The organism is Laceyella sediminis, assembly GCF_003003125.1.
Classification (GTDB): domain Bacteria; phylum Bacillota; class Bacilli; order Thermoactinomycetales; family Thermoactinomycetaceae; genus Laceyella; species Laceyella tengchongensis.
In genome coordinates this window covers 71,594-98,358 of record NZ_PVTZ01000003.1, presented here as the reverse complement: position 1 = coordinate 98,358, position 26,765 = coordinate 71,594, and the positions used below count along the sequence as shown (strand labels likewise).

The window sequence follows — 26,765 nt, the reverse complement described above, 5'->3', positions numbered from 1 at the left end:
TTGACCTGGTCAAACGTGCCAAGTCGGCCTCCCGCAGTGGGAATCCGACTTGGTTATGTCATAGACAAAACAAATCGAATAAGATAAAATCGTACAAAGTTATTCAGTTCCTTGAGTGTCAGCAACGGAGGTGCATGTATGGCTGTAAAAGAAGAGGAACGCACATTGCCTTTGCTCCCCTTAAGAGGGTTGATTGTCTTTCCGACAATGGTTTTGCATTTGGACGTGGGGCGGGAACGCTCTGTTCAAGCTTTGGAAAAGGCAATGGTTGATGATGAACATCATATTTTACTTGCGACACAAAAGGAAATTCAAATAGAAGAACCTTTGGCCGAAGACATTTATGAGATCGGCACGGTCGCCAAAGTGAGGCAGATGCTTAAATTGCCCAACGGCACCATTCGGGTTCTGGTGGAAGGGTTAAAAAGAGCCCGTATCAAGGAATATGTAGATTCAGAAGAATGTTATATCGTCACTTATGAAGAATTGGCAGGCATAGATGAGGGAGATATGGACACGGAAGCCCTGATGCGCTCCGTATTGGACCATTTTGAACAATACTTGCGCCTGTCCAAAAAAGTCTCTCCTGAAACCTATTCTGTCGTATCTGACATTGAAGAACCGGGACGCCTTGCCGATGTGATCACTTCTCATCTGCCCCTCAAGATTTCCGACAAACAGTCCATTCTCGAAACGATTGATGTCAAAGCGCGTTTGGAAAAATTGCTCGCCATCATCCACAACGAGAAAGAAGTGCTGGAGCTTGAGAAGAAAATCAGTTCGCGCGTGAAAAAACAAATGGAAAAAACGCAAAAAGAATATTATCTGCGCGAACAGATGAAAGCCATTCAAAAAGAGTTGGGAGAAAAAGAAGGGCGCCTCGCCGAAGCGGAAGAGTTGCGTGAGAAGCTGGCAGAATTAGAAGCTTCGGAGGAGGTCAAAGAGAAGATCGAAAAAGAGATCGATCGTTTGGAGAAAATCCCGACCACATCTGCTGAAGGCGGCGTGGTGCGCACGTACATCGAGTGGTTGCTTGACCTGCCGTGGCAGCGGGTGACTGTGGACGATCTGGACTTGGCCAAAGCGGAAACCATCTTGGATGAAGACCATTATGGACTTGAAAAGGTAAAGGAACGGGTCTTGGAATACTTGGCCGTGCAGCAGATGGTGAAACAGTTGAAAGGGCCAATCCTCTGTTTGGCGGGTCCTCCCGGAGTGGGGAAAACGTCATTGGCGCGTTCCATCGCACGGGCATTAAATCGTCATTTTGTGCGGATTTCCCTAGGCGGCGTGCGCGATGAAGCGGAAATTCGCGGCCACCGGCGCACCTACGTGGGTGCGATGCCCGGACGGATCATTCAGGGGATGAAGCAAGCCGGTAGCGCGAACCCCGTCTTCTTGCTGGACGAAATTGATAAAATGTCAATGGATTTCCGTGGTGATCCATCAGCAGCGTTGTTGGAGGTCTTAGATCCGAACCAAAACAACACATTCAGCGATCATTACATAGAAATTCCTTTTGACCTTTCCAAAGTGATGTTCGTAACCACGGCCAACGCTGTGCACAACATTCCACGCCCGCTTTTGGATCGGATGGAAGTGATTTACATCTCCGGGTACACTGAGCTGGAAAAGGAGCAAATTTCCAAATCGTACCTGATTCCCAAGCAACTGAAAGAACATGGGCTGACCAAAGAGCAATTGCAAATTCAGGGAGCGGCTACATTGAAGCTGATTCGCCATTATACCAGGGAAGCGGGCGTACGCAACCTGGAACGCACGATTGGCACATTATGCCGTAAAGCTGCCAAGCAGATTGTGTCGGGTAAGAAGAATAAAGTTGTTATCACGGCCAAGAATTTGGAAGAATACCTCGGCCCAGAAAAATTCCGGTATGGTCGGGCAGAAGAGACAGATCAAGTCGGCATGGCCACCGGTCTCGCTTGGACGGAGACAGGCGGCGATACGTTATCGGTTGAAGTCTCACTCTTGCCGGGCAAAGGAAAATTGACCTTGACCGGTCAACTGGGGGACGTGATGAAAGAATCGGCGCAAGCGGCGTTCAGCTTCATTCGTTCCCGGGCGGAAGCGCTCAACATCGACCCCGATTTCCATGAGAAAATGGATGTTCATGTTCATGTGCCGGAAGGAGCGATTCCCAAAGATGGGCCATCCGCCGGGATTACCATGGCTACCGCATTGGTGTCGGCCTTGACCAACATTCCGGTATCCCGCTTTGTGGCGATGACTGGGGAGATCACGTTGCGCGGACGGGTGCTACCGATTGGTGGATTAAAAGAGAAAGCGCTCAGCGCTCATCGAGCCGGCATTCAACATGTGATCATTCCAAAAGACAATGAAAAAGACCTGGAGGAAATTCCAAAAAGCGTTCGCAAAGATTTGGTTTTCACCGCGGTCAGCCAAATGGATGAGGTGTTGAAGTTGGCGTTAGTGAGGGATCCTTATGATCGTGAAAACAACTGAATTTGTGATAAGCGCTGTGAAGCCGGCGCAGTATCCAGACGACGCCCTGCCAGAATTCGCGCTGGCTGGGCGTTCCAATGTGGGCAAATCTTCGTTGATCAACTGCCTGATTCGGCGCAAAAACTTGGCCCGTACAAGTTCCAAGCCTGGCAAAACGCAGACGATCAACTTCTATAAGATCAATGATGCCCTATATTTTGCTGATGTGCCGGGCTACGGCTTCGCCAAAGTGCCTAAGAGCGTGCGCAATGCTTGGGGAAAGATGATGGAAACGTACCTGAGTCAGCGCGACGAGCTCAAGGCGGTGATTCAGGTGGTTGACTTGCGCCACCCGCCAAGCAATGATGATTACAATATGTATCAATACTTGAAGCATTTCGGCATTCCAACCATTGTCGTGGCAACCAAAGCGGATAAGATTTCAAAAGGGCAATGGCAGAAACATTTGAAAGTAATCAGAGAAGGGCTTGAGCTTCAAAAAGGAGACCCACTCATCTGCTTTTCTTCCGAAACGGGACAAGGGCGCGATGAAGTGTGGCGGGAAATCACCCAACGAATGGAAGAACAGAATGCAGAGCTAACCACATAAACATGAGTCATAACAGAAGAAGGGGTGGGGAAGGATGAGCAAGAAATTACGGGTGGCCGTACTGTTTGGGGGAAAATCGGGAGAGCATGAGGTCTCTTTGGCTTCGGCTTCTTCAGTGATGAAAGCGATGGATCACAAGAAATACGACATCATTCCCATTGGTATCACTCAAGAAGGATCGTTCCTATTGGGGCAAGCTGCATTGCCGATGTTGGAAGGAAAGGCGGAACAGGCGGAGATCAACCGCTTGCAACAGATGATGCCCGCCGTGACGACCGGGACGCATGCATTGCCTGCGTTTCAGCGAGAAGAGATCGATGTCGTGTTTCCGGTGTTGCATGGTACTTATGGGGAAGACGGGACGATTCAAGGATTTCTGGAGATTGCCAACATCCCTTACGTAGGCGCTGGTGTACTGGCTTCCAGCGTTGGTATGGATAAAGCCGTTTCCAAAAAGGTGTTTGCCGAAGCCGGCTTGCCACAGGCCAACTATGTCTCTTTCTTGAAGGCTGACTTGGTGCGCAATCAAGAAGCGGTGCTTGCGCGCATCGAAAAGGAATTGGGTTACCCTTGTTTTGTCAAACCGGCTAATCTCGGTTCAAGTGTGGGGATTTCCAAAGCGAGAAACCGTGAGGAACTGATCGAGGCGCTCGCTTTGGCGTCGGCGTATGACCGGAAAATCGTGGTCGAAGAATTTGTGCCGGCTCATGAAGTGGAAGTTGCGGTATTAGGCAATGACGAACCGGAAGCTTCTGTGCCGGGAGAAATTGTCTCGTCCAATGAGTTTTATGATTACAAAGCAAAATATATCGATGGCAAATCGGTCATGCGCATTCCCGCTGAACTGCCTCAAGACACCGCCGAGCAACTGCGCGAAATGGCGATTCGCGCGTTTAAGGCCATTGATGGTAGCGGACTGGCGCGGGTGGACTTCTTCATCCGCAAAGACACGGGTGAGATCTTGTTGAACGAAATCAACACGATGCCAGGGTTTACCCAATTCAGCATGTATGCAAAATTGTGGGAGCATTCCGGCTTGACCTACGCGGAACTGGTAGACAAATTGATCCAGCTGGCCCTGGAACGATATGAGGAAAAAAGCCAACTTCGCACCGACTTTGCCGCTGAATAACAACAAGAGACCCCTTTTCCATTTGGAAAGGGGGTTTTGTGTTTTGTTGCAATATACAAGGGAGGCAAGCGGCCGAGTGGAAAGGCTATTTGAAAAAATGAAAAAGAATTTATATGTTATATTGGAATTGTTTGATATTTATAACAACAAAGGCAGGAGTCGATCTTATGATACGCCGTTGGAGTTCGTCTTTCTTTGCCGTGCTGGCGCTGGTCTTTTTGTTGGCGCTGTGCCCTTTGCTGCCGTTTGGAGAGATAGTGGAGCCAACTAAGCAGATTCAATCGGTTAGTCAAGCAATTCACTCGGTGGTTGACTATTTCGCTGGCATTTATAGTGGCGAAAGTTTGATGTATAACCGATTACATAACTTGGAGCTGGTGCATGAAAATTTCTTGCAGGCGGTTTGGCCGCTGTTTTGGTATTCTTGCGCTTATGTGGGCGGAGCCGGGGTGATCGCCTTGTTCCTTGGGATCTGGGTGGGAGTGCGGTTTGCCAGTTCCACAGGTTGGTTGAAAGAAGTGGTGGGGTTTTGCAATGTAGTTCCCGATCTCATGATGGCCATGACATTGCAATTATTGGTCATCTGGGTGTATAAGCGAACAGGAGTGCTGCTCGCCAATGTGATGACCATCGAGCAAGAAGAGGCGGTGTTGTTGCCGATATTGGTGTTATTTATCTTGCCTTTTGTCTACGTTGTGCGTCTGGTTTCCCATCTCACTTATGCCGAATTGAGCAAAGAGTATGTATTGTTAGCCAAAGCAAAAGGCATTCCGCGCTCGGCCATTCTCAACAGGCATGTCTTGCGCAATGTGTTGCCACAGGTAAGGGCACACTTGCCCCAATTGGTGTCCGCGATGATCGGAAGTATGATTGTTGTGGAGCAGTGGATGAACGTTAATGGTGTGGGTTGGTTTATCCTGCATAAGTTTGAGATTACGCCACTGCTTACCTATCCAGTGTTGGTCAATTCGCTGTTCCTGTTGGTCATCTTGTTTATGTGCCTTTACGGCTTGATGCGGCTGGCATTTTCGCTGATTGTCAGGGGGGTAGCTCATGATTAAACGGAAATTACGCCGTCCAGTCGCTTTTTATACAGGAATGGGGTTGCTTTTATTATTGTCGCTGGTGGCGCTCATCGGGCCGTGGGTGATTCCCTACTCTCCTCATCAAATGTTTTTGCTCCCCGTCAGGGCTGGGGAAATCGTCGGGCCGCCAGAACTTCCTTCGGAGAGGCATTGGTTGGGGACGGATGCGTTTGGTCGCGATATGTTGACGTTGGTTCTGTTGGGGCTGCGTTACACATTGCTGACCGTTTTGTTGGTAGCGGGGCTTCGCATCTTGTTTGGTGGGATGATTGGCGTACTAAAAGGATTGTCCCCGCAGGCAGGGAAGCGCCGCCAGGATGGTACGCTGATGCGGGTAGCCCGGCTATTCCCAGTGTTTTTCATTGCTTTTTTTCTGTTGTTTAACATCAACCAAATGGAAAGTGTGGAGGTGCTGACCATCGCCTTGATTCAACTGGCGGTGTTGGTGTTGATCGGTATCCCACAGGTGGCACATATTTTTAAAGCATATGTGATTGAATGGAAGGGGCAAGCGTTTGTGGAGGCCTCGAAACTCATGGGTGGCAGCAAATGGTGGCTAGCGCGTAAGCACTTGTGGCCGTGGTTGAAAGATGTGGGTGCTTTGTTTATGTTTCAGGAATGTATCCTGGTGTTAAATTTGTTGGGACAACTGGGGGTGTTGGGGGTGTTTGTCGGCGGAATGATTCGCATAGAAAATGTGTTTGAACGGGAACATGCGATCACTCGTTCATTTGAGTGGGCGGGATTGTTGACGCAGAACAAAAGCTTTGTCATTTCTTATCCGGAAATTATCCTGATCCCGGTTGGATTGTTTTTGTTGTTGCTGTTTTCGTTATATTTGGTGTCGCGGGGGCTGGAGCGGGGTTACCAGCGGGAGCGAGAGGAATATCCATACGTGTGAAGCGGGCGCTTTTTTGTCAGGCGCCCGCTTCGCCTTGATCAGTTAGAATCTCCGGGCCGTCTTTGGTGATGGCGATGGTGTGTTCATATTGGGCCGCGAGACTGCCGTCCACAGTTTTGGCTGTCCAGCCATCTGCTGCAATGGTGACATGATGGTTGCCCAATGTCAGCATCGGTTCAATGGTGATCACCATGCCTTCTTTTAGCAATGGGCCTTGGTGGGGCGGTCCATAGTGGGGCACTTCTGGCTCTTCATGGATGTGCTGCCCGATCCCGTGGCCGATAAACGGGCGAACGACGCCATACCCTTTAGATTCGGCAAAAGTTTGAATTGCGTGGGAGATGTCACCGACGCGGTTTCCCACTTGTGCTTGGGCGATTCCGCGGTACAGCGATTCTTTGGTGACTTCTAGCAACCGTTGCGCAGCCTCGCTGATCACGCCGACGGGGTAAGTCCAAGCCGAATCGGCCAACCAGCCGTTATAGTTCACCACCATGTCGATAGTTACGATATCGCCTTCTGAGAGTGGGGTTTTGCGGGGAAATCCGTGGCAGACTTCATCGTTGATGGAAGCGCAAGTGGCGTAAGGATAGCCCATGTATCCTTTTTGCTCTGGGGTGGCCCCGTGCCGCTTTAAATAGGATTCTACCCATTGGTCGATGTCCCAAGTGGAAACGCCCGGGCGGATGCGTTTGCGAATTTCCCGGTGGCAGGCAGCCAAAATTCGGCCGGCTGTTCGCATGTGACGAATCCCTTCCGATGATTTGCTCATTGGCTTGACTCCTCGCATTATTTTTTGGACAAGAAGATCAATCCCAAAACGACAATAAAAACCGGCCAATAGTTATGCAAAACGGTGGTGACAGGGGAAACGATCGGCAGTTCCGTGACACCCGGATAAGCGACCACACCCGTCAAGACCAAGATGCCGCCCACGATCCCGCTCATGTTGTGTTTGGTGAGGAGGTACTGTAACAAGACGGACAAACCGACGAAGACGAGCAGGATGCTCCAGTGGTTGGGCCAGCCTTCTACATATTTTATGCCCCAGACCGACAATCCGAGAAAGGCAATTAACCCAGCCCATAAGGCCAAGGAGCCGATTCGTTTTAGAAAAGCGACAAATAGCAGGATCGCTCCGATTAAAAACATGATAAAGGGCCAGGTGATAAATGATTGGAGCGGAGCGAGTTCAAATTTGGTTACCAACAACAAGGCTCCGCCAAGGATCAGGATAAATCCGATCAGCTTTGATTGCATGAAAAGCGTCTCTCCTTGAAGATCAGTAGATTTTTCCTTTTCCATCTTATCACAATTCAGCGACGAGTCAGGACAGAAAAATGAAAAACGGGGTGGCGTCGGTGTCAGACGTCCCCCGTTTTTATCCGATAATTTGGTTGCCGGCGACCACTACATCAACCGCGCTGACGGTGGCGCAACAACCGGGCTTCCAACCAAGCGATCAATTGGTACATCACAGTGGCGATGATGGCCACTACCACCAAGCTCAACATGACCAGATTGAGATTGAACACTTGGAATCCATAAATGATCAAATAACCAAGTCCTGCTTTGGACACCAGGAATTCGCCGACGATCACTCCTACCCAGGCTAATCCCACATTTACTTTTAAAGCGGCAATCATGTCGGGGATGCAGGCAGGGAAGATGATTTTGCGGAAGATTTGGCTGCGGGTGGCGCCAAACGAGCGGGCCAGGTGCAGATAGCTCTCATCCACGCTCTGGAAGCGGGTGTAGATGACCAAGGTAGTAATGATGATCGTGATAGCGACAGCCATGGCCAGGATGGAGGCGCCATTGGCACCCAATGTCACAATGAACAAAGGACCCAAGGCCACTTTAGGCATGCTGTTTAAGATGACGAGGTAAGGGTCAAGCACGCGTGACAGAAACGGAGACGCCCAAATGCATGTGGCCAAGCTAATCCCGCCGACAGTGCCCAGGATGAATCCGGCGGCGGTCTCCAATGATGTCAAACCGATGTGATGGAACAGTTCGCCTGCTGTTGCCAATTGTACCGCCTGCGACCAGATGAGAGACGGACTACTGAAGAGAAACGGATCAATCCAGCCGACACGGGCCGCCCCTTCCCACACTGCCACAAAGGCGATGAAGATCAGGATGCGAAGGACCCATACCCATGTTTGCCGGATGCGGAGCCGACGCAGATAAAGGGCGTGATGGGGACTTGCCGCACCGCGCTCAAGCCAGCTTTTCAATGCGATTCACCTCCCGCCACAACTCGCTAAACAACGAACGGAAGGATGGGTGGGCTCTCGCTTCAAGAGGGGGAAGCGCGCGGATGTCTGCCGGAATCGGGAGTGTGTACTTGATTTGCCCCGGTCGTCCACCTATGACGAGGACGCGGTCCCCGATGGCGATCGCTTCCTCCAGATCGTGGGTGACCAATATGGCTGTTTTCTGTTGCTCTTTCAACACGTTTGTCAGCAGGTGCTCCAAGTGGATTTTGTTTTGGATATCCAGTGCGGAGAAGGGTTCATCTAATAGCAGAAGATCGGGGCGTACCGCCAAGGTGCGAACGAGGGCCACGCGTTGTCGCATGCCTCCTGACAGTTGGTGGGGGTAGTGGTGGGCTACATGGGATAAGCCCATTTCATCCAGAAGCCGGTGTGTGTCGGCGATCGCCGCGGCGGTGGCTTGTCGGCGAAGTTCCAAGCCGAGGATCATGTTTTGTGCGACGGTGCGCCATGCCAGCAGTCCGTCTTTTTGCAGCATATAGGCGATTCGGGGAGAAGGGCCATTCACCGGGTCGCCAAACAACTGAATGCGCCCGCTGGCGGGGGTGATTAATCCTGCGATCAGAGAGAGGATGGTGCTCTTGCCACAGCCGCTAGGACCGACCAAGACCACGAATTCCCCGGGTTGGACGGTCAGGGAGAGCGAGCGGATGGCGGTTACCTCTTCCGTCTTGGTAAAGTAAGTGTGCGTGAGGTATTCAATCTGTACCGCGTAGTCTGAAGCCATGTTTTATCCCCCCTTTACCACGTGGCTGGCGATTTCCGAATTGACCAGCTCACTGTAAGGTATGGATTTGGGCAGTTCCCCGCTTTCTTTCATAATGCGTAACAGGTGATTGTACTCTGGCTTTTCAATCATCGGGGAAGTGGCATAGGACTGTTGCTCTTGATAACGTTTTACGACGCGGATCAGGATGTCTTTGCTGGTGTCGGGGAAATGACTTTGGATGGCGGTGGCCACTTCTTCAGCGGAGTGAGAAGCGACCCATTGTTGTGCTTGATAGATGGCGCGGGTGAAACGCCGGGCCAAATCAGGATGTTGCGCAAGCCATTTCTCTTTGGCGAGATAACAGGTATATGGCAGGCGTCCGCTGTCTTTGCCGAAAGAAGCGACGATGGTTCCTTTGCCGGCTTGCTCGATTTTGGAGGCAGTGGGTTCAAACAGTTGGGCGAAATCGCCAGTTCCTGCGAGAAACGCATTGCCCAAGTTTTTGAAGTCTACGTTCTGGATGATGTTAACATCCTGATGAGGGGCTAAGCCGTTGATGCGTTGTACATATTCGCTCACCATCTGGGGCATCCCCCCACGCCGCTGGCCAAGCAGGTTTTTTCCTTTTAACATGCTCCATTTAAATGAGGAAATGGGTGTCCGCGAGACGAGGAATGTCCCATCGGTTTGTGTCAGTTGAGCAAAGGCGTTGACGGGTTGGTTGGTGGAGCGGGCGGTCACATAAATGGCGGCTTCGGCACCGACCAAAGCGATATCGGCGTCACCAGAGAGAAGGGTCGCCATCGTTTTGTCGCCGCCGTTGCCGTTGGTTAACACGATGTTAAGCCCTTCCTGCTTAAAAAAGCCCTTGCTCAGAGCGACGTATTGTGGGGCATAAAAGAGGGAATGCGTCACCTCGACCAGTCGGATTTGATTCGACGGGGTAGAGGGGGAACAGGCGGCGAGCAGACAAACGATGCAGAATATCAACAACCGGATGCAAAACGGCTTGATTTTCTTTGCCATCAAACGCCACCTCTTTTTCATTGGATTAATTTCATTTTGACATTTCCGGCGAAATTTGACAAGAAATTGTAAATATTCTGCCGTTTAATCATTTTCATGGCCTAAATGAAGGGGAAGGCGGTGCCGGAAGCATTGCCAGCGCCATCTTCCCCGTCCAAGCTAGTCTAGGAGGTTTCACTTCACGGTGGTGAAGCGTTGTAGAAACTCGTCAAGCTCCCCATGGTAGGCATTGATGTCCACATATGTGTCTATGCCTCGGATACGCCCGCGGTTGCTGTATTGCCAGAAAAGCCAGTCCCGGTCTAAGGTAGGGAATTTTTTGATGTCGCGGATCCAAATGGGATGAGTCGGGAAGCTAGACTCGATGTATTGCCCGTATGTATCATACGTCACATAAAGGATTGGTTTTTGGCCATAGTATTGTTCCAAGCGCTGGGAGAGCACCAGCAACTCCCGATGCACTTTCTGTCGGTCGTGGTTTAAGTGGATTTCCACATCGATCACAGGGGGCAGGCTGTCAGGCTCTTTGGGGACGGTGCGGATAAAATTGTCCGCCTGTCGCGCGCCCGGGCTTTGCATGGAGAAAAAATGGTAAGCGCCCACGAGCAATCCCTGTTTTTTCGCCTCCCGCCAATTCTCCTTAAAGCGTTTGTCGATGAAGTCTTGTCCTTCAGTGGCTTTGATGAACACGAAGTGAAAATCATTTTCGGCCTGGACCGTATGCCAATCAATGTCACCCTGGTGATGGGAAACATCTAAGCCTTTCACTTGATAAGGCCACGCAAACAGGTCATTGTGCCAAATGATCCCAAAGTATTCGAGTGCGGCGGCGAGAGTCAACAGGAGGACAATAGCGATTAGGATGAGGATGTAGCGTAGATAAGGTCTCATAGCAGTTTCCTCTCTCAATGCTGTCAACTTATATTGTAAAGGGAAGCACTTGTTGAACAAGTTGGCAAGGGAGCAAAAAGATGAACAATGGCCGACAAATTCTCCGATTGCCATGCCGCCATCTGCCCGGCCCTTCAAAATCTGTTCACAGCCCAGAACTTGGGATTGAAAAAGGTTGTGCTATAATGTAATTTGATTAAGAATGATTTTTTCGGCCAGCTTAGCCCGAAAAGCGGCTAAACTGAAGTTCGGGGTGACAAAGCATGCATACGCTAGTAATTGGTTTAAACCATAAAACAGCTCCAGTGGAGATCAGAGAACAGTTGGCGTTTCAGGAAGACCGGCTTCAGCTAGCGCTAAAGAGTTTGCGGGACATGAAGAGTGTGCTCGAATGTGTCATTGTCAGCACTTGCAACCGCATGGAACTGTATGTGGTCGCTGACCAACTGCACACAGGAGAGTATTATGCGAAAGCCTTTTTGGAAAGCTGGTTCCGGTTGCCCAAAGAGGGGTTTGCCGAACACCTTTATGTGAAAGCGAATCAAGAAGCTGTGCGTCATCTGTTCCACGTCGTGTGCGGAATGGATTCGCTCGTGTTGGGAGAGACGCAGATTCTGGGACAAGTGAAGCAAGCGTTTCTGACCGCCCAGCAGACGGGGACGACGGGAACGCTGTTTAATGCGTTGTTCAAACAAGCGGTCACGTTTGGAAAACGCGTCCACTCGGAGACCGAAATTGGACAGAACGCCGTGTCCGTCAGTTATGCGGCGGTTGAATTGGGCAAGAAAATGTTTGATTCTTTTTCCGGCAAAACGATTCTGTTGATCGGAGCTGGAAAGATGAGTGAGCTCACCGCCAAGCATTTTCATGCAATCGGCGCCAACCGGGTGTTGGTGGTCAACCGCACGCTCAGCAAAGCGGAGGAATTGGCGCGCAAGTTTCAAGGCGAGGCCCGGACATGGGACGAGCTGATCCCCGCCCTGTTAAAGGCGGATATCGTTGTGAGCTCGACTGGCGCCAAGGAGCCTGTATTGACTAGGGCGATGGTCGAGCCTGTGCTCAAGAAGCGCCGCTCCCCTTTGTTCCTGATTGATATTGCGGTGCCGCGGGACATCGATCCGGCGATCCATGAGCTCGACCAAGTGTTTTTGTATGATATTGATGACTTGAACGGAATCGTTGACGCCAACATGGCGATTAGGGAACAAGAGGCGGCCAAAGTGCGGCTGTGGATCGAAGAAGAATTGCGGCAGTTCAACGAGTGGCTTGACACACTTGGGGTGGTTCCGCTCATCACCGCTTTACGCGATAAGGCACTTGCCATCCAAGAAGAGGCAGTGTTGCGGATCGAACGCAAACTTCCGGAATTGACGGAGAAGGAGAAGCGCGTCATCCGCAAGCACACCAAAAGCATTGTCAACCAATTGATGCGTGACCCCATCGTGCGGGTCAAAGAGTTGGCAACGTCCCCTCAAAAAGAATTGGCGCAAGAGATGTTCGTCGCATTGTTCGCTCTTGAAAAACAGCTGAATGCGGAGCAGGAGCAAGAAGAGTCTGATTCTGTCGAGCTTCCTAACACGGCAGCGCTTGCCAGCGGAAACGCTTAAAGGGGGAGGCGCCTTTGTTCCAAGAGCGTTGGATCATCGATTTCATGGTGTACGTCTATGCGATCAGCTTGGCGTTTTCATTTGCCGATCTGTTGCGCCCTAGCAAGCGGTTGGAACAATTGTCCATCCTCTTTTTATCAGGGGTGTGGGTCTTACAGACCATCGTGTTGGTCGTACAGCGATTGGCGCTGATTCCCATTTCTGCCAGTATTGACGCTTTGTCCATTTATAGTTGGGTGTTGATCAGCTTTACCTTGGTCATGCATTTTGTGTATCGGATGTCCATTCTTTTCTTTATTGCCAACTCTTTGAGTTTCATCATGCTGGCCATCCATCTTTTTTTTGTGAGGTCATCATCACCCGTTATGGAGAAGCTGCTACTGTCGGAATTGGTTTTTTTGCACGTGACGCTAGCAATGATGGCCAACGCGTTTTTCTCTTTGGCCAGCATTGGAGCGGGTCTTTATTTGGTGAACAATTATTTGTTGAAACAAAAAAAATGGAATGATTTGTTGCGGCGTCTTCCCAGTCTCGACCGTTTACAAGGGATGTCGGCCTGGCTGTTAGTATTGGGCACCAGCCTGTTGTTGACAGCCATGACGTTGGGGGCGATTTACGCGTACCAAACAATCGGCGCCCAGTTTTGGGAGGATGCCAAGGTGTGGAGCTCGCTCTGGGTGTTGGCGCTGTACGCATTCATCTTGTGGAAGTGGACGAGGCGCCAGTGGCATGGCCGCAAGTTGGCTTGGTGGACGCTGTTGTCCCTGTTTGCCGTGTTGAGCAATTATATCATCACACGCTCCGGTTTTTCATTTCATCACTGGATATGATTCGGGCGATAAGGGGTTCAGGAGATGAAAAAATACTATCCCATGATGGTGGACATCAACGGATTGCGCTGTCTGGTGGTAGGGGGCGGCAAGGTGGCCGAAAGGAAAACGCGAGGGCTACTCGATGCGGGAGCTTTGGTCACCGTGGTGAGTCCGAAGCTGACTCCTCAGTTGGCGCAATGGGCGGACACCGGTGAGATTGTGTGGCGGCGTCGCCTTTATCGGCGGGAAGATCATGAGGGATGCCGCTTGGTTATCGCTGCGACCGACCAAGCGGAGGTCAACGTTCAGATCCGCCACGAAGCCGACGCGCGCGGCCAGTGGGTGAATGTGATCGACCATCCAGAGCTGTGCACGTTCACCGTTCCCGCGACGGTGACGAGGGGCAAGCTCTGCATTGCCGTTTCCACCGGCGGGGCCAGCCCTTCCCTGGCCCAAATGATACGCGACCAATTGGCGTCGATGTATGGGGAAGAGTATGAATTGCACTTGGAGTTGCTTCAAGAAATGCGCGGGATCATTCAACAACGCGTACCGGTTCCCAAAGAACGGTACCGATTGGTGAAAGAATTGGCCGGCGAAGAATGGTTGGAAGAGTGCCGGGCCAATCCGGAGAAAGTGCGGAGCAAGATGTATCAGTGGTTGGATCACGCCTTGTCCCCGCAAACCTAGAATGGAGGTTGGACGCGTGCGCACGATTACGGTAGGAACGAGAAAGAGCCTGCTCGCTTTAACCCAGACCAACTGGGTGGTCGAACAACTGAAGAAGGTACGTCCTGATCTGACCGTCCAATTGGAAAAGATTGTGACCAAAGGGGATAAGATTCTTCATGTGACCTTGTCAAAAGTGGGCGGCAAAGGACTGTTTGTCAAAGAGATTGAACAGGCGCTGTTGGATGGGCGGATTGATTTTGCGGTTCACAGCATGAAAGACCTTCCGGGAGAAATGCCTGAGGGATTGGTGATCGGAGCGATTCCTGAACGGGAAAACCCTTGTGACAGCCTGTTGTCGCGGAACGGTCTTTCTTTGGCTGAATTGCCATCTGGCGCGGTGGTCGGCACCAGCAGTTTGCGCCGCCAAGCGCAAATATTGGCTTACCGTCCCGATTTGAAGGTGAAACCGGTGCGTGGCAATCTGGATACGCGCATTGCTAAGATGGAAGAAGGGCAATTTGATGCGATCTTGTTGGCGCAGGCCGGACTGGCTCGTATGGGCTGGCAGGATAAGGTGACGGAAACCCTGTCGAAGGATATCTTGTTGCCGGCGGTGGGTCAAGGGGCTTTGGCGATCCAGTGCCGCGAAGACGACCATGAACTGCTGGCATTGCTGTTGGAAATTCATCATGTAGAGACGGCGCGGGCGGTTCAAGCGGAACGGGCCTTCTTGCGTGCATTTGAAGGAGGTTGCCATTTGCCGCTGGCCGCGCATGCGGAAGTGCTCGGTGATGAGGTGTGTCTGACTGGGTTGGTCGCGCATCCGGACGGAACCAGAGTGATCAAAGGAATCAAACAGGGTTCGGATGAAAAAGCCGTAGGTCGAGAATTAGCCGCGGAGCTCAAGGAACAGGGCGCAGGGGAATTGTTGAGTGAGGTGCGAGAGGGGTTAGTCGGATGACCGGCTTAGTGTATTTGGTGGGTGCGGGCCCCGGAGACCCAGGTCTCATCACAGTGAAAGGCTTGGAAGCCATCAAGAAAGCCGATGTGATCATCTATGACCGTCTGGCGAATCCCCAGCTGTTAAAGCACGCACGCCCTGGTGCGGAATTGATTTATGTGGGAAAGCTACCTGATCGCCATACGCTTAAACAAGAGAAGATCAATGAACTGATTGTGGAAAAGGCGAAGGAGGGCAAGGTGGTCACCCGCCTCAAAGGAGGCGACCCTTTCATCTTTGGCCGAGGTGGCGAAGAGGCGGAATGCTGTGTGGAAGAGGGCATCGCTTTTGAGGTGGTTCCCGGTATCACTTCTGCCATTGCTGTGCCTGCTTACGCGGGTATACCCGTGACACATCGCAATTATAATACGTCTTTTACAGTGGTGACGGGACATGAGTGCCCCAAGAAAATTAAGTCGTCGGTTCGATGGGATAAGGTGACACTGGCTTCGGAGACACTGGTGTTTTTGATGGGTGTGAGTAACCTGCCGCATATCGTGAGTAGCTTGCTGGAGCACGGACGCTCCGAGGACACACCGATCGCATTGGTTCGCTGGGGCACGCGGGCGGAACAGCGCACCATTGTCGGCACCCTTGCAGACATCGTGCAGAAGGTAGAGGAGGCCGGATTACGCTCCCCGGCTGTCATTGTTGTCGGTGAAGTAGTGAAATTGCGCGAACGTTTGCAGTGGGTTGAGAAAAAGCCCTTGTTTGGCAAACGGATCTTAGTGACCCGGGCGCGTAGCCAGAACAGCGCGCTGGTTGAAAAAATCGAAGCCTTAGGCGGAGAAGCCATAGAGTTCCCGGTGATTCGGATCACTTCGCCCAAACGGCAGGATGTGTTCGATGAAGCCGTCAAGCAACTAGATAAATATGATTGGGTTATCTTCACCAGCGTCAACGGGGTGGACTGTTTTTTCAAACGCTTACGCGAATTGCGCATCGATATCCGGACATTGGCCGGGGCGCGCATCGGGGCGGTAGGCGCTAAAACAGCGGAAGCCTTGCTTGATAGAGGGTTGCTGGTTGAATCTTTGCCAGGGGAGTATCAAGCAGAAGCGTTGGTTGAGCATTTGCGCCCCTTGGTGAAAGCGGGGCAGGAAATCTTGTTACCGCGCGCGAATATCGCCCGCAAGGTGTTGCCGACCGAACTGGCGCGCATGGGATGCCATGTGACGGAAGTCGATGCTTATGACACGGTAGCAGATGCAACGGAGGCATCCGAAGTAGTTAAACTGTTGCAAGAAGGCGCCATTCATGTGATTACTTTCACAAGTTCTTCCACCGTACGCAATTTTTTGAAGGCAGTGCGATCAGTCACAGAAGAAGCCGAGGAATTGCTGGCGTCAACGAAAGTTGTGTGCATCGGCCCCATCACCGCACAAACTGCGCGGGAACTTGGAGTGCGAGTCGATGCGACCGCTGAAACATACACGATTGACGGGCTTGTGGAGACAATGAAACAATTGTAACGCACCCGAAATGCTGAGAGTTTACTCAGGCTCAAGGAACAGAGAGGAGTAGTCGCAATGCAACCATTCATGCGCCATCGTCGTTTACGCGCCAACGAAGTGATCCGTAACTTGGTGCGCGAACACCATCTGCATGTGGAGGATTTGATTTACCCCATGTTTGTGGTTGAAGGGGAGAACATTAAAAATGAAGTGCCATCAATGCCTGGCGTGTTCCACTTGTCGCTAGACCGGCTTGAAGAAGAGTTGGAGGAACTCAAGGCATTGGGCATCTCATCTTTGATGGTTTTTGGTGTGCCCGCCGAGAAAGATGAGGTGGGTAGCCAAGCAGACCACGATCATGGCATTGTGCAACGAGCGATTCGCAAGATCAAAGAAACGCATCCTTCTTTTTATGTGATTGCCGACACCTGTTTGTGCCAATACACTTCGCACGGCCATTGCGGTATCGTGGAAAATGGGGAAGTGCTCAATGATCCCTCCCTGCGCCGGTTGGCGGCGACCGCCGTGTCGCAAGCGGAAGCGGGCGCTGACATGATTGCTCCTTCCAATATGATGGATGGGTTTGTTTACGCGATTCGGAAAGGCTTGGATGAGGCGGGTTACGCGCATATTCCAATTCTGTCTTATGCTGTGAAATACGCTTCCAACTACTATGGTCCATTCCGTGATGCAGCCCACTCCACTCCGGAATTTGGTGACCGCCGTTCGTATCAGATGGACCCAGCCAACGCCCGTGAAGCCATGCGGGAAGCGGCATCCGACGTCGCTGAAGGGGCCGATATGCTGATGGTCAAGCCAGCGATGTCTTATATGGATGTGATCTATCGGGTGAAAGAGCGGTTTGATTTGCCCGTCGTTGTCTACAATGTGAGCGGGGAGTACTCCATGATCAAAGCCGCGGCGCTCAATGGATGGATTGATGAGGAAAAAGTAGTGATGGAAACCATGCTTTCGTTTAAACGTGCTGGTGCTGACCTCATTATCACCTACCATGCCAAAGACATCGCCCGCTGGTTGCGAAAAGGATAAGCCAATGCAAGCAAATGCATAAAGGATGGCTGGACTTTAGCCAAGAGTCCAGCCGCATGACGGGCCTCCTGGAAAACAGAGGCTCGTTTTTTGATTGCACGTTTTATAGGAAATGTCGGCGGAATCACAAGGGGAGATATTTTTTTGTAAGAGGTTCTGGATAAGCAGATGGTTATGCGGTATGATTTGATATTAAGTCGGATTCGTCTGACCATTCTGCTAGTGGTAAGAGGGTGGGACAAGCGATGTTGTGCGGTTGCCTGCCCATACCTATCCGCAAAAGACGGTAAAAGGAGAATACGATGATTTCCCATGACATTGCCAATTCACTCAATGAGCATTCTTGGATTCGCGTCATGTTTCAAGAAGGGAAGAGATTGAAACAGTTGCATGGTGAGGAGCATGTGTTTGACTTTTCCATTGGTGGCCCTGCCTTGGAGCCACCGGAAGCCTTTTATCAGTCCTTGCGCCAGGTTGTGGATGAACCTCTGGCCGGCAAGCATTCTTATGGTGATTATCAAGGGTTGTATGAAGCCCGGGAGCGCATTGCCGCTTACTTGGCCAACCGCTATCAAACTGGATTCTCACCGGCACATGTAGTAATGACATCGGGGGCGGCGGGAGCGCTGAACCTGGTGTTTAGAAGTATATTGAACCCCGGTGATGAAGTGGTATTACTGGCTCCGTATTTTTTGGAATACGAGCGGTATGTGACCAACTTCGGTGGAGCCTGCACCATCGTTCCGCTGACGGAGGAGTCTTTTGATATCGACATCGACTGCGTTAAAGAGGCGCTTACGGACAAGACGAAAGCGATCATGGTCAATTCACCCCACAATCCGACCGGCAAAGTGTTTTCACAGGAGAACCTGTCGCAATTGGGCCGGATGATGGCTGAGTGGGAAGCAGAGACAGGGCGCCAGCTGTTTTTGGTGTATGACTCCCCTTATGACCAATTGACCTTTGGTGGCACATACGCTAATCCGTTTTCCGCCAGCGACCGTGTGATTTTTGTTGGTTCCTTCAGCAAAGAATTGGGACTCGCCGGGGAACGGGTCGGTTATATTGCGCTCAATGAAGCATTTGAGCACAAGGATTTGCTTGCGGCTGCGCTGGCTTACTGCAACCGGGTGATGGGATTTTTGCACGCTCCGATGCTGATGCAACGGGCTATCGCCGGTATGGGTAGTCTAGAAGTGGATGCTTCTCCTTATCGGCTTCGTAGCGAGATGATGTCTGATATCCTGCGGGAAGCGGGCTTTTCGTTTCTCCCGCCGCAAGGGGGATTTTTTATCTTTCCGAAGTCGCCCATTCCCGATGACGTGGCTTTTTGCATGGAAGCGATGGAGCGGTTCCATCTCTTGGTTGTGCCGGGTAGCCAATTTGGCCGAGCGGGTCATTTCCGCGTGTCCTTCAGTGTGTCGCTGGAACAAATCCAGCGTTCTAAGGACGTGTTTCGCCAATTGCGGGCGTTCTTCGGCGGGGACGAGGTGGAGGCAAGCGCCGGAATGCCGGTCAATCTAGTAGAGTGAGGTTATCGGCTGCACCCGATACTCCTCAATAGCTTGATCAGACTTACATCATAGATGGGAGCGGGCCGGTTTACGGGCGAAGCTCCCATTTTCTCAAAAAAGTCGCTTTTCCATTAGATGGGTTTGCTTTATTTGAGGTACAATATGTTTGTGAAGAGTTTTACATAAAAGGTAGTGATATGGATGCATAAAGGATATGATCGTTCCATCGCGAATTACCGGCAAGCCCAACAAGTGATTCCAGGCGGAGTGAACAGTCCGGTTCGCGCATTTAGATCAGTGAAGATGAATCCGGTGTTTGTTGAGCGCGGGTTCGGTTCCAAAGTGGTGGATGTGGACGGAAACGAATACATCGATTACATCGGTTCATGGGGGCCTCTCATTTTGGGGCATGCTCACCCTAAAGTGGTGGAAGCTATCAAAACGACTGCGGAGAAGGGAACCAGCTTTGGTGCTCCGACCGAATTGGAGACCTTGATGGCTGAGACAGTGGTTGAACGCATGCCATCGGTTGAGATTGTGCGCATGGTCAACTCGGGAACGGAGGCCACGATGAGTGCCTTGCGTTTGGCTCGCGCATACACCGGACGCAACAAGATCCTCAAATTTGAAGGAAGCTATCACGGACATTCCGACAGCCTGCTCATTAAAGCTGGCTCCGGCGTGGCCACCTTGGGCTTGCCGGACAGCCCCGGCGTGCCCGAGAATATCGCTCAGCACACCTTGACGGTACCTTACAATGATTTGGATAGCGTCAAGCTGGTGTTTGAAAAAGTGGGTGAAGAAATTGCCGCCGTCATCTTGGAGCCGGTGGCTGGAAACATGGGCGTCGTTCCTCCTCAGCCTGGGTTCCTTGAGGGGTTGCGGGAGTTGACGGAACAGCATGGAGCATTGCTCATTTTTGACGAAGTGATGACCGGTTTCCGGGTTGGTTATCACTCGGCCCAAGGGCGCTACGGCATCACTCCTGATTTGACGACGATGGGCAAAGTGATCGGCGGCGGCCTTCCGGTGGGGGCTTATGGTGGCAAAAAGGAGATTATGGAACAGGTCGCACCAGTTGGTCCGGTGTACCAAGCGGGAACGCTGTCGGGCAATCCGCTGGCCATGGCCGCCGGTTATGCTACCTTGTCAGAAATGACACCAGCTGCTTATGAAGAGTTAGAACGCAAAGGACGGATTTTGGAGGAGGGTTTGCGCCGCAATGCGGAAGAAGCGGGCATCCCACACCATATCAACCGTGTTGGTTCGATGGTCTGTCTCTTTTTCACCGGAGAGGCGGTTACGAGCTATACCCAAGCGAAGCAAGCGGATACGGAGCGTTTTGCCGAGTATTTCCGCCTGATGATGGAGGAAGGGATTCTGATTCCCCCTTCACAATTTGAAGGCATGTTTATTTCGATGGCTCATCAGGATGAGGATTTGAACCGTACGTTGGAAGCGAACCGCCGCGCACTGGCCCGCTTGAAAAAATAAATTTGTTCTAATGAAAGCCTATCTTTTCGCGTTGGCGAAAAGATAGGCTTTTTTTGTTGCGCGGCATCACTCCGGCAGTTTTCCCTACAAGCTCTCCGCTTAAAGACCCGGTCTTGTCTGGGTTGGGTTATAACTCCATTTTGAACGCATATAGATACAGTAACGTCTTAACCGATGACCCACGTGTTTGAACGTTGAGTCAAGCGGTACGGCACGAACCTCACAAGGAGGGATTGTGTATATGGAAAGCAGTTTCACCCAACTCCGTTTCGACATATCGGAAAATGTTCGCCTCCAATCACAGCAACCTGGCATTGACACCCTCCTGGAGCTGGACTTGTATCCCGACATCGAAATCAAGGATGAAGGGCAACATTTGAAGATCCAGGGGTATCTGCGGCTGAATGGGTCTTATCTCAAGCAGCGGGAAGACGAAAGTGAGCCAGATGTACATACGAATGGAGAGGACGATCAGCAAGAACTGGCTTATGTCATTCCGGTTGAGATCACGCTCCCGCGTGACCGCGCGGAAGAAGACCAGATCTCGGCGGAGGTGGAGGCATTTGATTATCAAGTGTTGTCCCCTTACGAATTGAAGATCGATGCGATTCTGATGATCGACGGGTTGTTGCCTGAAAGAAATGAGGAGACGCCTAGCGAAGTGGCACGGTCCGGAGAGGAAGAATCCCTGCCGGTCTTTTCGGGACAGTCGGCCCAACCGATGGCTTCGCTTGCGCAACAGCATGATTTTGATGACGCCAAAGTGGAGATTGAATTGGAGACACCTGATGATCCGCAGGTGGGTGACGCCGAGCACGAAGAGCAAGATGTGCATTTGATTCAACCGGTGGAGTCGATCGAGTCGATGCAAGCCAATTCCGAAGAGCAAAAGGCGTTGACAGTCGATCCCCAAGACTTCTGGCGTGAACGCCAGGCGAGCAAGCAGGCACAGACGGCGGAGTCGATCAAGGAAGGGGAACAGCCTGAGCCGGTGGAAATGTCGGATTCGGATGACTCGGAAAAAGCCGATACGGAACAAGCGGATGGCGCACAACCCGACGAGAAGCAGGAAAACGCTTCCTGGATCGGCTGGTTGTTGCGGGAAAAAGAAGAAGCGTTTGTGCCGATGAAAATGGTTATTGTCCAGAAAGATGACACGATTGACACAGTGGCGAACAGATATAACGTATCGGCTAATGAGTTGATCAGGCTAAACCGATTGCAGACAGACGTGCTGGTTGAAGGGCAGATTTTAAATGTGCCCAAGCAGCCTGAACACCCAAGTCCGCATGCAGAGATTTCTGCGTTTGGTTGGCACGGCAAAAAGCGTTGATGCCCACGGAAAGGGGGAGTGGCAGTGGACCGATCAGCTTTAGTGTGGGAAGTGTTGCGGCAATACGGTTATGAAGATGCGTATATGGAAAAAGTGGGTAGCGTGATCTACCTGGCTTTGCCTGAAGGGGAATATGCGCTGAAGTGTTCCAGAGCCCCACGTGAAAAATTGTACCTCTTGCACCAACTGTTGAATGAGGCAATTCAATCGGGGTGTAACCATCTGTTGCCTTGGATGGAGACCAAACAAGGGGAGCCAGTGGCCGAAGTGGAAGGCACCTGTTGGTATATGGTTCCTTGGAAGCGGCGGTCTGTCCCAGATGGAAAGCGCTGGTCATCTGAGGAAGCGATGGGGGCTTTAGCCCGTTTGCATCAGGCGACGGAACCAGGTTGCAAAAAATTGGATGAGTTGGCGCCGTCCATCCGGCAAGAAGACATCGAGTCTTGGAAGCGCAAGATGGAGATGTTGGATCAATATGCGAAACACGGGAAGGATCGCGAATTCATCTCCCCATTTGAACAGGCCTTCGCAAGCGCCAAAGAACAGCTGGACCGTAGCTTTCAATTTGCCATCCGGGGATTGGAACGCTACCGCGAAAGTGAGAACGCCTCCTTGCCGCGCGCCGTTCTCTGCCATGGCAGGGTTCATCCCAGCAATGTGGTACAGGACGAGGAGCAAGTGTATCTGATTGATTTTGACCACGCGCAAGTAGATACGCCAGCCCGTGATGTAGCTCTCGCCATCCAGCGTTTTTCGCTCCATGATGAGGCAGATCCGTTCAAGCTGTTTGAGGCTTATGAACGGGTGTGGAAGTTAGAGCCCAAAGAGAAACGGTTGTTGGCCTTGTATTTGTCATACCCCGAGCGAATATTGAAAACACTAGGGCGGTATTTCGACAAACCGCGTACCGCCATGGCAGAGCCGCAATTCACCAAGCGTTTCGAGCGCGAGATCAGCCAGCATGAACAAATGCAGGAGCTGGTGAAAAGTTTGTGGCCGTCCAAAAAGAAAAAAGAAGAGCGGGAAAAAGTCCAGGTCGCCTCTCACCAACCCGGACGCAAGAAGAAAAGGAAAAGGGCAAATTATCGCTAGTTTGAATCGGGGTTATCCCCGGTTTTTTATTTTTTGTAAAAGTTTGTGCAGGGCTTTTAATGGTAAACTAAGGGCAAGCACCCATAAGATCACTTCCAACATCAAGGATCTCCTCACTTACATAGAAGATGGTATAGAAAGGGTAAGGGACAAGCGTCCCCTCATCTTTTGTTGCCCAATGAAAAAAAGTTGCTTATGACCAAATTATATGCCACAGGTTGCGTGGTTGCTTGTTTTTTTGGAGATTTGGGAGAAAGACTAGACAGAAGTGAACGAAACGTGGAGAATAGGAATATGTTATAGGGACCAAAAGCGGATGCTGACAGGAAGGGGATTTTCAAGTTGAGTATGGTAAAAACCATGGTGAAAAAAGCATATCGCGGTGTTTTGTTTTTGGTGTTTCTCAGTATTCTGATGCTGGTGACAGTATTGTTGATGACCTTCTTGGCCGATCCTCAGGCGATGTATGATCACATCAGACAAACGTTTGGTGTTCGCTGATATATGGCAGGACTGGACTCATATGATTCATTGGCGATCTCCATCGCCGTTTTTATTTTGTTTGGGCGTTTGTTTGACTCTCACATTCAAAGGTTGTAATATAATAAAACAATCAATAAATGATTAATTAAGCTATGAAAGGGAAGAGTAGGCGGGATAGAGAGCCTGTCAGAGAGAGGAGCCCACGGCTGGAAGGCTTCTTCAGGTTACACCGTTGAACGTCGCCCTTGAGCTGAACATCTGAAGGGTGTTGCTGTGTAAGATGTTCCGGCGCCAACCGATACCTGGCCCTAGAGTGCACTGAACTGACTAGTTGGGTTCGGTGAACAAAGGTGGTACCGCGAAACAACCTTTCGTCCTTTGCATGGGACGGAAGGTTTTTTATTTTGTCTAACAGTGAGGAGGATGTAAGATGGGTGAACCAGTGAAAAGCAATTTGCCATCCGCCTACGACCCGAAACAGGCGGAAACGAAATGGTACAACTATTGGATTGAAGGGAAGTTTTTCGAAGCGGGGAAAGACCAAAGCAAACAGCCGTTTACGATTGTCATTCCCCCGCCAAACGTCACCGGCAAGCTACACATTGGCCATGCGCTGAACGTAACGCTCCAGGATATCTTAATTCGTTTCAAACGGATGAACGGGTATGACGCCCTGTGGTTGCCAGGAATGGACCACGCTGGCATCGCCACCCAGGCGCGGGTCGAGGCGAAGTTGCGGGAGCAAGGGATCAGCCGACACGACTTGGGTCGGGAAAAATTCTTGGCGGAAGTGTGGAAATGGAAAGATGAATACGCCCAGAACATCGCCGACCAGTGGCGCAAATTGGGGTTGAGCTTGGATTACAGCCGTGAGCGGTTCACATTGGACGAAGGGTTATCCGCCGCCGTGAGAGAAGTGTTTGTGCGCTTGTATGAGAAGGGGCTCATTTATCGCGGCAAATATATCATCAACTGGGACCCCAAAGCTCGCACGGCTTTGTCTGATATTGAAGTAATCCATAAAGAAGTTAAAGGCGCGTTGTATCACTTAAAATATCCGCTCAAAGATGGTTCAGGCTACATCCGAGTAGCGACAACGCGTCCCGAAACGATGTTGGGTGACGTGGCGGTGGCCGTTCACCCCGATGATGAGCGGTATCAAGGGCTTATCGGCAAAACAGTTATCTTGCCGTTCGTGGAGCGGGAGATTCCGATTATCGCCGATGCGTATGTTGACCCGGAATTCGGTAGCGGAGCAGTGAAGATCACGCCGGCTCATGACCCGAACGACTTTGAGATGGGGCAACGCCATCAATTGCCGCAAATCCTCGTGATGAATGAAGAGGGTCGGATGAATGAGTTGGCTGGGAAATACCAAGGCATGGATCGCTTTGAATGCCGCAAACAGATCGTCAAAGACTTGGAAGCGGCGGGTTTGTTGATTGAAATCGAGGAGCATGTCCACTCGGTGGGTCACAGTGAACGGACGGGAGTCGTAGTCGAACCGTATCTGTCCACGCAATGGTTCGTTTCCATGAAGCCTCTCGCCGAACGGGCCATCAACGCGCAAACACAGGGGAAAGGCGTAAAGTTTGTGCCTGACCGCTTTGAGAAAATCTACTTGAATTGGATTGAAAACGTGCGCGATTGGTGCATCTCGCGCCAATTGTGGTGGGGGCATCGCATCCCGGCGTGGTATTGCGACGAGTGTGGTGAAATGACTGTGGCTAGAGAGGAACCGACCACTTGTCCGCATTGCCAAAGCAACGCATTGCGCCAAGACGAGGATGTGCTTGACACATGGTTTAGCTCGGCATTGTGGCCTTTCTCCACGCTGGGTTGGCCTGAGCAAACGGACGACCTCAAGCGTTATTTCCCCACGGATGTTTTGGTGACAGGTTATGACATCATCTACTTCTGGGTAGCGCGCATGATCTTTACGGCGTTGGAATTCACTGATCAGATTCCATTTAAAGATGTGCTGATGAACGGTTTGGTTCGCGATGCGGAAGGCAGAAAGATGTCCAAGTCTCTGGGGAACGGCGTTGACCCGATGGAAGTGATCGACCAGTATGGCGCAGATGCGATGCGCTATATGCTGTCAACTGGTTGTACTCCGGGGAATGACCTCCGCTTCCGTTTTGAACGGGTGGAGGCGGCGCGCAACTTCGCCAACAAGATCTGGAATGCGTCCCGGTTTGCGCTCATGCACTTGGAAGGGGTGTCGGCTGAAGAACTGGAACTCAAAGGGCCGTTCTCCATCGCCGACAAATGGATTTTGCACCGACTCAACGAGACAGTGAAAGACGCCACTCGCCTGTTGGAACGGTACGAATTTGGCGAAGTGGGACGTGTGATCTACAACTTCATTTGGGATGAACTGTGCGACTGGTACATTGAATTTGCCAAGCTACCGCTGTATGGAGAAGATGAAGAAGCCAAACGCGTGACCCGCTCGGTGCTGACCCATGTGCTGGATCAAGCATTGCGGTTGTTGCATCCGATGATGCCTTTCATCACGGAAGAGATTTGGCAGCATCTGCCGGTGGAAGGGGAAAGCATCACCGTTTCCGCTTGGCCTCAGGTAAATGAAGCGTTTGACGCGCCAGAAGCGGTTCATGAAATGCAAGTGTTAATCGAAACGATCCGTGCGGTGCGCAACATCCGTGCTGAAATGGAAGTACCTCCTAAGCATCAAGTGTCATTGATGGTGCGTCCTGATGGGGAAACCCGGCAGGCGTTTGAACGGAACGAAGCGGCTATCAAGCGTTTGTGCGGAGTGAACCAATTGACCATCGATCCTGCATTGGCGCGACCCGACAAATCGATGGCTGCGGTAGTGACCGGTGCTGAGCTGTTCTTGCCGCTCGCGGGGCTGGTTGATGTGGAACAGACGGTGAAACGCTTGGAGGCGGAGTTGAAAAAGTTAAACGCCGAAGTAGAACGCGTTGAAAAGAAATTGTCCAATCCGGGATTTGTCGCCAAAGCACCTGAACATGTGGTGGAAGCGGAACGGCAAAAAGGGGAAGAGTACAAGGAAAAACGCGAGAAAGTGTTGGCACGGATTCAGGAGATCAAAGGTTCATAAAAGGCGGTTGACGGGAGGAACGACCAAAGATTCCTCCCGTCCCGTATTGTTGACGGAGCGTCCTTTTAAA

23 protein-coding genes and 1 other annotated feature are annotated in these 26,765 nt (G+C 51.3%); of the genes, 17 read left to right on the top strand and 6 right to left on the bottom strand.

Annotation, left to right across the window (positions count from 1 at the left end; genetic code table 11):
- Positions 1-138: 138 nt before the first annotated feature.
- From lon to CLV36_RS05100, 5 genes are all read left to right on the top strand, one after another.
- Complete coding sequence (gene lon, locus CLV36_RS05120; protein WP_022736014.1) at positions 139-2,484, top strand: endopeptidase La; 2,346 nt, start codon at positions 139-141, stop codon at positions 2,482-2,484.
- Positions 2,465-3,073, top strand: a complete 609-nt coding sequence (yihA, locus tag CLV36_RS05115) for a ribosome biogenesis GTP-binding protein YihA/YsxC (protein ID WP_022736015.1) — start codon at positions 2,465-2,467, stop codon at positions 3,071-3,073. Before lon ends, yihA begins: the two co-directional genes overlap by 20 nt.
- 34 nt (positions 3,074-3,107) lie before the next feature.
- On the top strand, positions 3,108-4,205 hold the full coding sequence (locus tag CLV36_RS05110) for a D-alanine--D-alanine ligase (protein WP_106341941.1): 1,098 nt from the start codon (positions 3,108-3,110) through the stop codon (positions 4,203-4,205).
- A gap of 167 nt (positions 4,206-4,372) precedes the next feature.
- Positions 4,373-5,266 carry an ABC transporter permease subunit gene (locus tag CLV36_RS05105; protein ID WP_022736017.1) on the top strand — a complete coding sequence of 298 codons (894 nt, stop codon included), beginning with the start codon at positions 4,373-4,375 and terminating at the stop codon, positions 5,264-5,266.
- Positions 5,259-6,191, top strand: a complete 933-nt coding sequence (locus tag CLV36_RS05100) for an ABC transporter permease (protein WP_022736018.1) — start codon at positions 5,259-5,261, stop codon at positions 6,189-6,191. The genes CLV36_RS05105 and CLV36_RS05100 overlap by 8 nt, the downstream gene beginning before the upstream one ends.
- 16 nt (positions 6,192-6,207) lie before the next feature.
- On the opposite strand, the gene map is transcribed toward CLV36_RS05100, so the two are convergent.
- The 6 genes from map to CLV36_RS05070 form a co-directional block, all read right to left on the bottom strand.
- A complete protein-coding gene (map, locus tag CLV36_RS05095; RefSeq protein WP_106341940.1) occupies positions 6,208-6,963 on the bottom strand; it encodes a type I methionyl aminopeptidase in 756 nt (251 codons plus the stop codon).
- Positions 6,964-6,980: 17 nt separating this feature from the next.
- Entirely contained in the window at positions 6,981-7,451 is a 471-nt protein-coding gene (locus CLV36_RS05090) for a hypothetical protein (protein ID WP_022736020.1), read from the bottom strand.
- A 155-nt stretch (positions 7,452-7,606) separates the two neighbouring features.
- Positions 7,607-8,431, bottom strand: a complete 825-nt coding sequence (locus tag CLV36_RS05085) for an ABC transporter permease (RefSeq protein ID WP_022736021.1) — start codon at positions 8,429-8,431, stop codon at positions 7,607-7,609.
- On the bottom strand, positions 8,415-9,197 hold the full coding sequence (locus CLV36_RS05080; RefSeq protein WP_022736022.1) for an ABC transporter ATP-binding protein: 783 nt from the start codon (positions 9,195-9,197) through the stop codon (positions 8,415-8,417). The genes CLV36_RS05085 and CLV36_RS05080 overlap by 17 nt, the downstream gene beginning before the upstream one ends.
- A gap of 3 nt (positions 9,198-9,200) precedes the next feature.
- Positions 9,201-10,205, bottom strand: coding sequence for an ABC transporter substrate-binding protein (locus CLV36_RS05075; RefSeq protein ID WP_106341939.1), 1,005 nt, complete (start codon positions 10,203-10,205; stop codon positions 9,201-9,203).
- A 174-nt stretch (positions 10,206-10,379) separates the two neighbouring features.
- Positions 10,380-11,096, bottom strand: a complete 717-nt coding sequence (locus CLV36_RS05070) for a glycoside hydrolase family 25 protein (RefSeq protein WP_106341938.1) — start codon at positions 11,094-11,096, stop codon at positions 10,380-10,382.
- A 263-nt stretch (positions 11,097-11,359) separates the two neighbouring features.
- On the opposite strand from CLV36_RS05070, the gene hemA reads away from it, so the two are divergent.
- The 12 genes from hemA (at position 11,360) to CLV36_RS05015 (ending at position 26,695) form a co-directional block, all read left to right on the top strand.
- Positions 11,360-12,703: a glutamyl-tRNA reductase gene (gene hemA, locus CLV36_RS05065; protein ID WP_102992026.1), complete on the top strand. Its 1,344-nt coding sequence runs from the start codon at positions 11,360-11,362 to the stop codon at positions 12,701-12,703.
- 14 nt (positions 12,704-12,717) lie between these two features.
- Complete coding sequence (locus CLV36_RS05060) at positions 12,718-13,533, top strand: cytochrome C assembly family protein (RefSeq protein WP_106341937.1); 816 nt, start codon at positions 12,718-12,720, stop codon at positions 13,531-13,533.
- Between the two features lie 24 nt (positions 13,534-13,557).
- Positions 13,558-14,205, top strand: a complete 648-nt coding sequence (locus CLV36_RS05055) for a precorrin-2 dehydrogenase/sirohydrochlorin ferrochelatase family protein (RefSeq protein ID WP_106341936.1) — start codon at positions 13,558-13,560, stop codon at positions 14,203-14,205.
- 16 nt (positions 14,206-14,221) lie between these two features.
- Entirely contained in the window at positions 14,222-15,148 is a 927-nt protein-coding gene (hemC, locus tag CLV36_RS05050) for a hydroxymethylbilane synthase (RefSeq protein ID WP_102992029.1), read from the top strand.
- A complete protein-coding gene (gene cobA, locus CLV36_RS05045) occupies positions 15,145-16,659 on the top strand; it encodes a uroporphyrinogen-III C-methyltransferase (protein WP_106341935.1) in 1,515 nt (504 codons plus the stop codon). The genes hemC and cobA overlap by 4 nt, the downstream gene beginning before the upstream one ends.
- 57 nt (positions 16,660-16,716) lie before the next feature.
- Entirely contained in the window at positions 16,717-17,691 is a 975-nt protein-coding gene (gene hemB / locus CLV36_RS05040; protein WP_106341934.1) for a porphobilinogen synthase, read from the top strand.
- Positions 17,692-17,993: 302 nt separating this feature from the next.
- The gene (locus CLV36_RS05035) at positions 17,994-19,223 is read left to right on the top strand and encodes a pyridoxal phosphate-dependent aminotransferase (RefSeq protein WP_106341933.1); all 1,230 of its coding nucleotides are present in this window, start codon (positions 17,994-17,996) and stop codon (positions 19,221-19,223) included.
- Positions 19,224-19,406: 183 nt separating this feature from the next.
- The gene (gene hemL, locus CLV36_RS05030; RefSeq protein ID WP_102992033.1) at positions 19,407-20,699 is read left to right on the top strand and encodes a glutamate-1-semialdehyde 2,1-aminomutase; all 1,293 of its coding nucleotides are present in this window, start codon (positions 19,407-19,409) and stop codon (positions 20,697-20,699) included.
- Between the two features lie 241 nt (positions 20,700-20,940).
- The gene (locus tag CLV36_RS05025) at positions 20,941-22,032 is read left to right on the top strand and encodes a LysM peptidoglycan-binding domain-containing protein (RefSeq protein ID WP_102992034.1); all 1,092 of its coding nucleotides are present in this window, start codon (positions 20,941-20,943) and stop codon (positions 22,030-22,032) included.
- Positions 22,033-22,056: 24 nt separating this feature from the next.
- Positions 22,057-23,124, top strand: a complete 1,068-nt coding sequence (locus CLV36_RS05020; RefSeq protein ID WP_106341932.1) for a phosphotransferase — start codon at positions 22,057-22,059, stop codon at positions 23,122-23,124.
- 342 nt (positions 23,125-23,466) lie between these two features.
- Positions 23,467-23,625 carry a hypothetical protein gene (locus tag CLV36_RS17180; RefSeq protein WP_154986126.1) on the top strand — a complete coding sequence of 53 codons (159 nt, stop codon included), beginning with the start codon at positions 23,467-23,469 and terminating at the stop codon, positions 23,623-23,625.
- Between the two features lie 125 nt (positions 23,626-23,750).
- Positions 23,751-23,989: a binding site (T-box leader), on the top strand.
- A 48-nt stretch (positions 23,990-24,037) separates the two neighbouring features.
- Positions 24,038-26,695 (top strand): valine--tRNA ligase, encoded by a 2,658-nt coding sequence (locus CLV36_RS05015; protein WP_106341931.1) that lies wholly within the window; start codon positions 24,038-24,040, stop codon positions 26,693-26,695.
- The last annotated feature ends 70 nt before the right edge of the window (positions 26,696-26,765 follow it).

Coding starts and splice junctions, on each gene's coding strand:
- CLV36_RS05035 (WP_106341933.1), top strand. CDS start 17,994: ATGATTTCCCATGACATTGCCAATTCACTCAATGAGCATTCTTGGATT.
- CLV36_RS05100 (WP_022736018.1), top strand. CDS start 5,259: ATGATTAAACGGAAATTACGCCGTCCAGTCGCTTTTTATACAGGAATG.
- hemB (WP_106341934.1), top strand. CDS start 16,717: ATGCAACCATTCATGCGCCATCGTCGTTTACGCGCCAACGAAGTGATC.
- cobA (WP_106341935.1), top strand. CDS start 15,145: ATGACCGGCTTAGTGTATTTGGTGGGTGCGGGCCCCGGAGACCCAGGT.
- CLV36_RS05105 (WP_022736017.1), top strand. CDS start 4,373: ATGATACGCCGTTGGAGTTCGTCTTTCTTTGCCGTGCTGGCGCTGGTC.
- hemA (WP_102992026.1), top strand. CDS start 11,360: ATGCATACGCTAGTAATTGGTTTAAACCATAAAACAGCTCCAGTGGAG.
- CLV36_RS05055 (WP_106341936.1), top strand. CDS start 13,558: ATGAAAAAATACTATCCCATGATGGTGGACATCAACGGATTGCGCTGT.
- yihA (WP_022736015.1), top strand. CDS start 2,465: ATGATCGTGAAAACAACTGAATTTGTGATAAGCGCTGTGAAGCCGGCG.
- lon (WP_022736014.1), top strand. CDS start 139: ATGGCTGTAAAAGAAGAGGAACGCACATTGCCTTTGCTCCCCTTAAGA.
- CLV36_RS05015 (WP_106341931.1), top strand. CDS start 24,038: ATGGGTGAACCAGTGAAAAGCAATTTGCCATCCGCCTACGACCCGAAA.
- map (WP_106341940.1), bottom strand. CDS start 6,963: ATGAGCAAATCATCGGAAGGGATTCGTCACATGCGAACAGCCGGCCGA.
- CLV36_RS05110 (WP_106341941.1), top strand. CDS start 3,108: ATGAGCAAGAAATTACGGGTGGCCGTACTGTTTGGGGGAAAATCGGGA.
- hemL (WP_102992033.1), top strand. CDS start 19,407: ATGCATAAAGGATATGATCGTTCCATCGCGAATTACCGGCAAGCCCAA.
- CLV36_RS05075 (WP_106341939.1), bottom strand. CDS start 10,205: ATGGCAAAGAAAATCAAGCCGTTTTGCATCCGGTTGTTGATATTCTGC.
- CLV36_RS05080 (WP_022736022.1), bottom strand. CDS start 9,197: ATGGCTTCAGACTACGCGGTACAGATTGAATACCTCACGCACACTTAC.
- CLV36_RS05025 (WP_102992034.1), top strand. CDS start 20,941: ATGGAAAGCAGTTTCACCCAACTCCGTTTCGACATATCGGAAAATGTT.
- CLV36_RS05070 (WP_106341938.1), bottom strand. CDS start 11,096: ATGAGACCTTATCTACGCTACATCCTCATCCTAATCGCTATTGTCCTC.
- CLV36_RS05090 (WP_022736020.1), bottom strand. CDS start 7,451: ATGCAATCAAAGCTGATCGGATTTATCCTGATCCTTGGCGGAGCCTTG.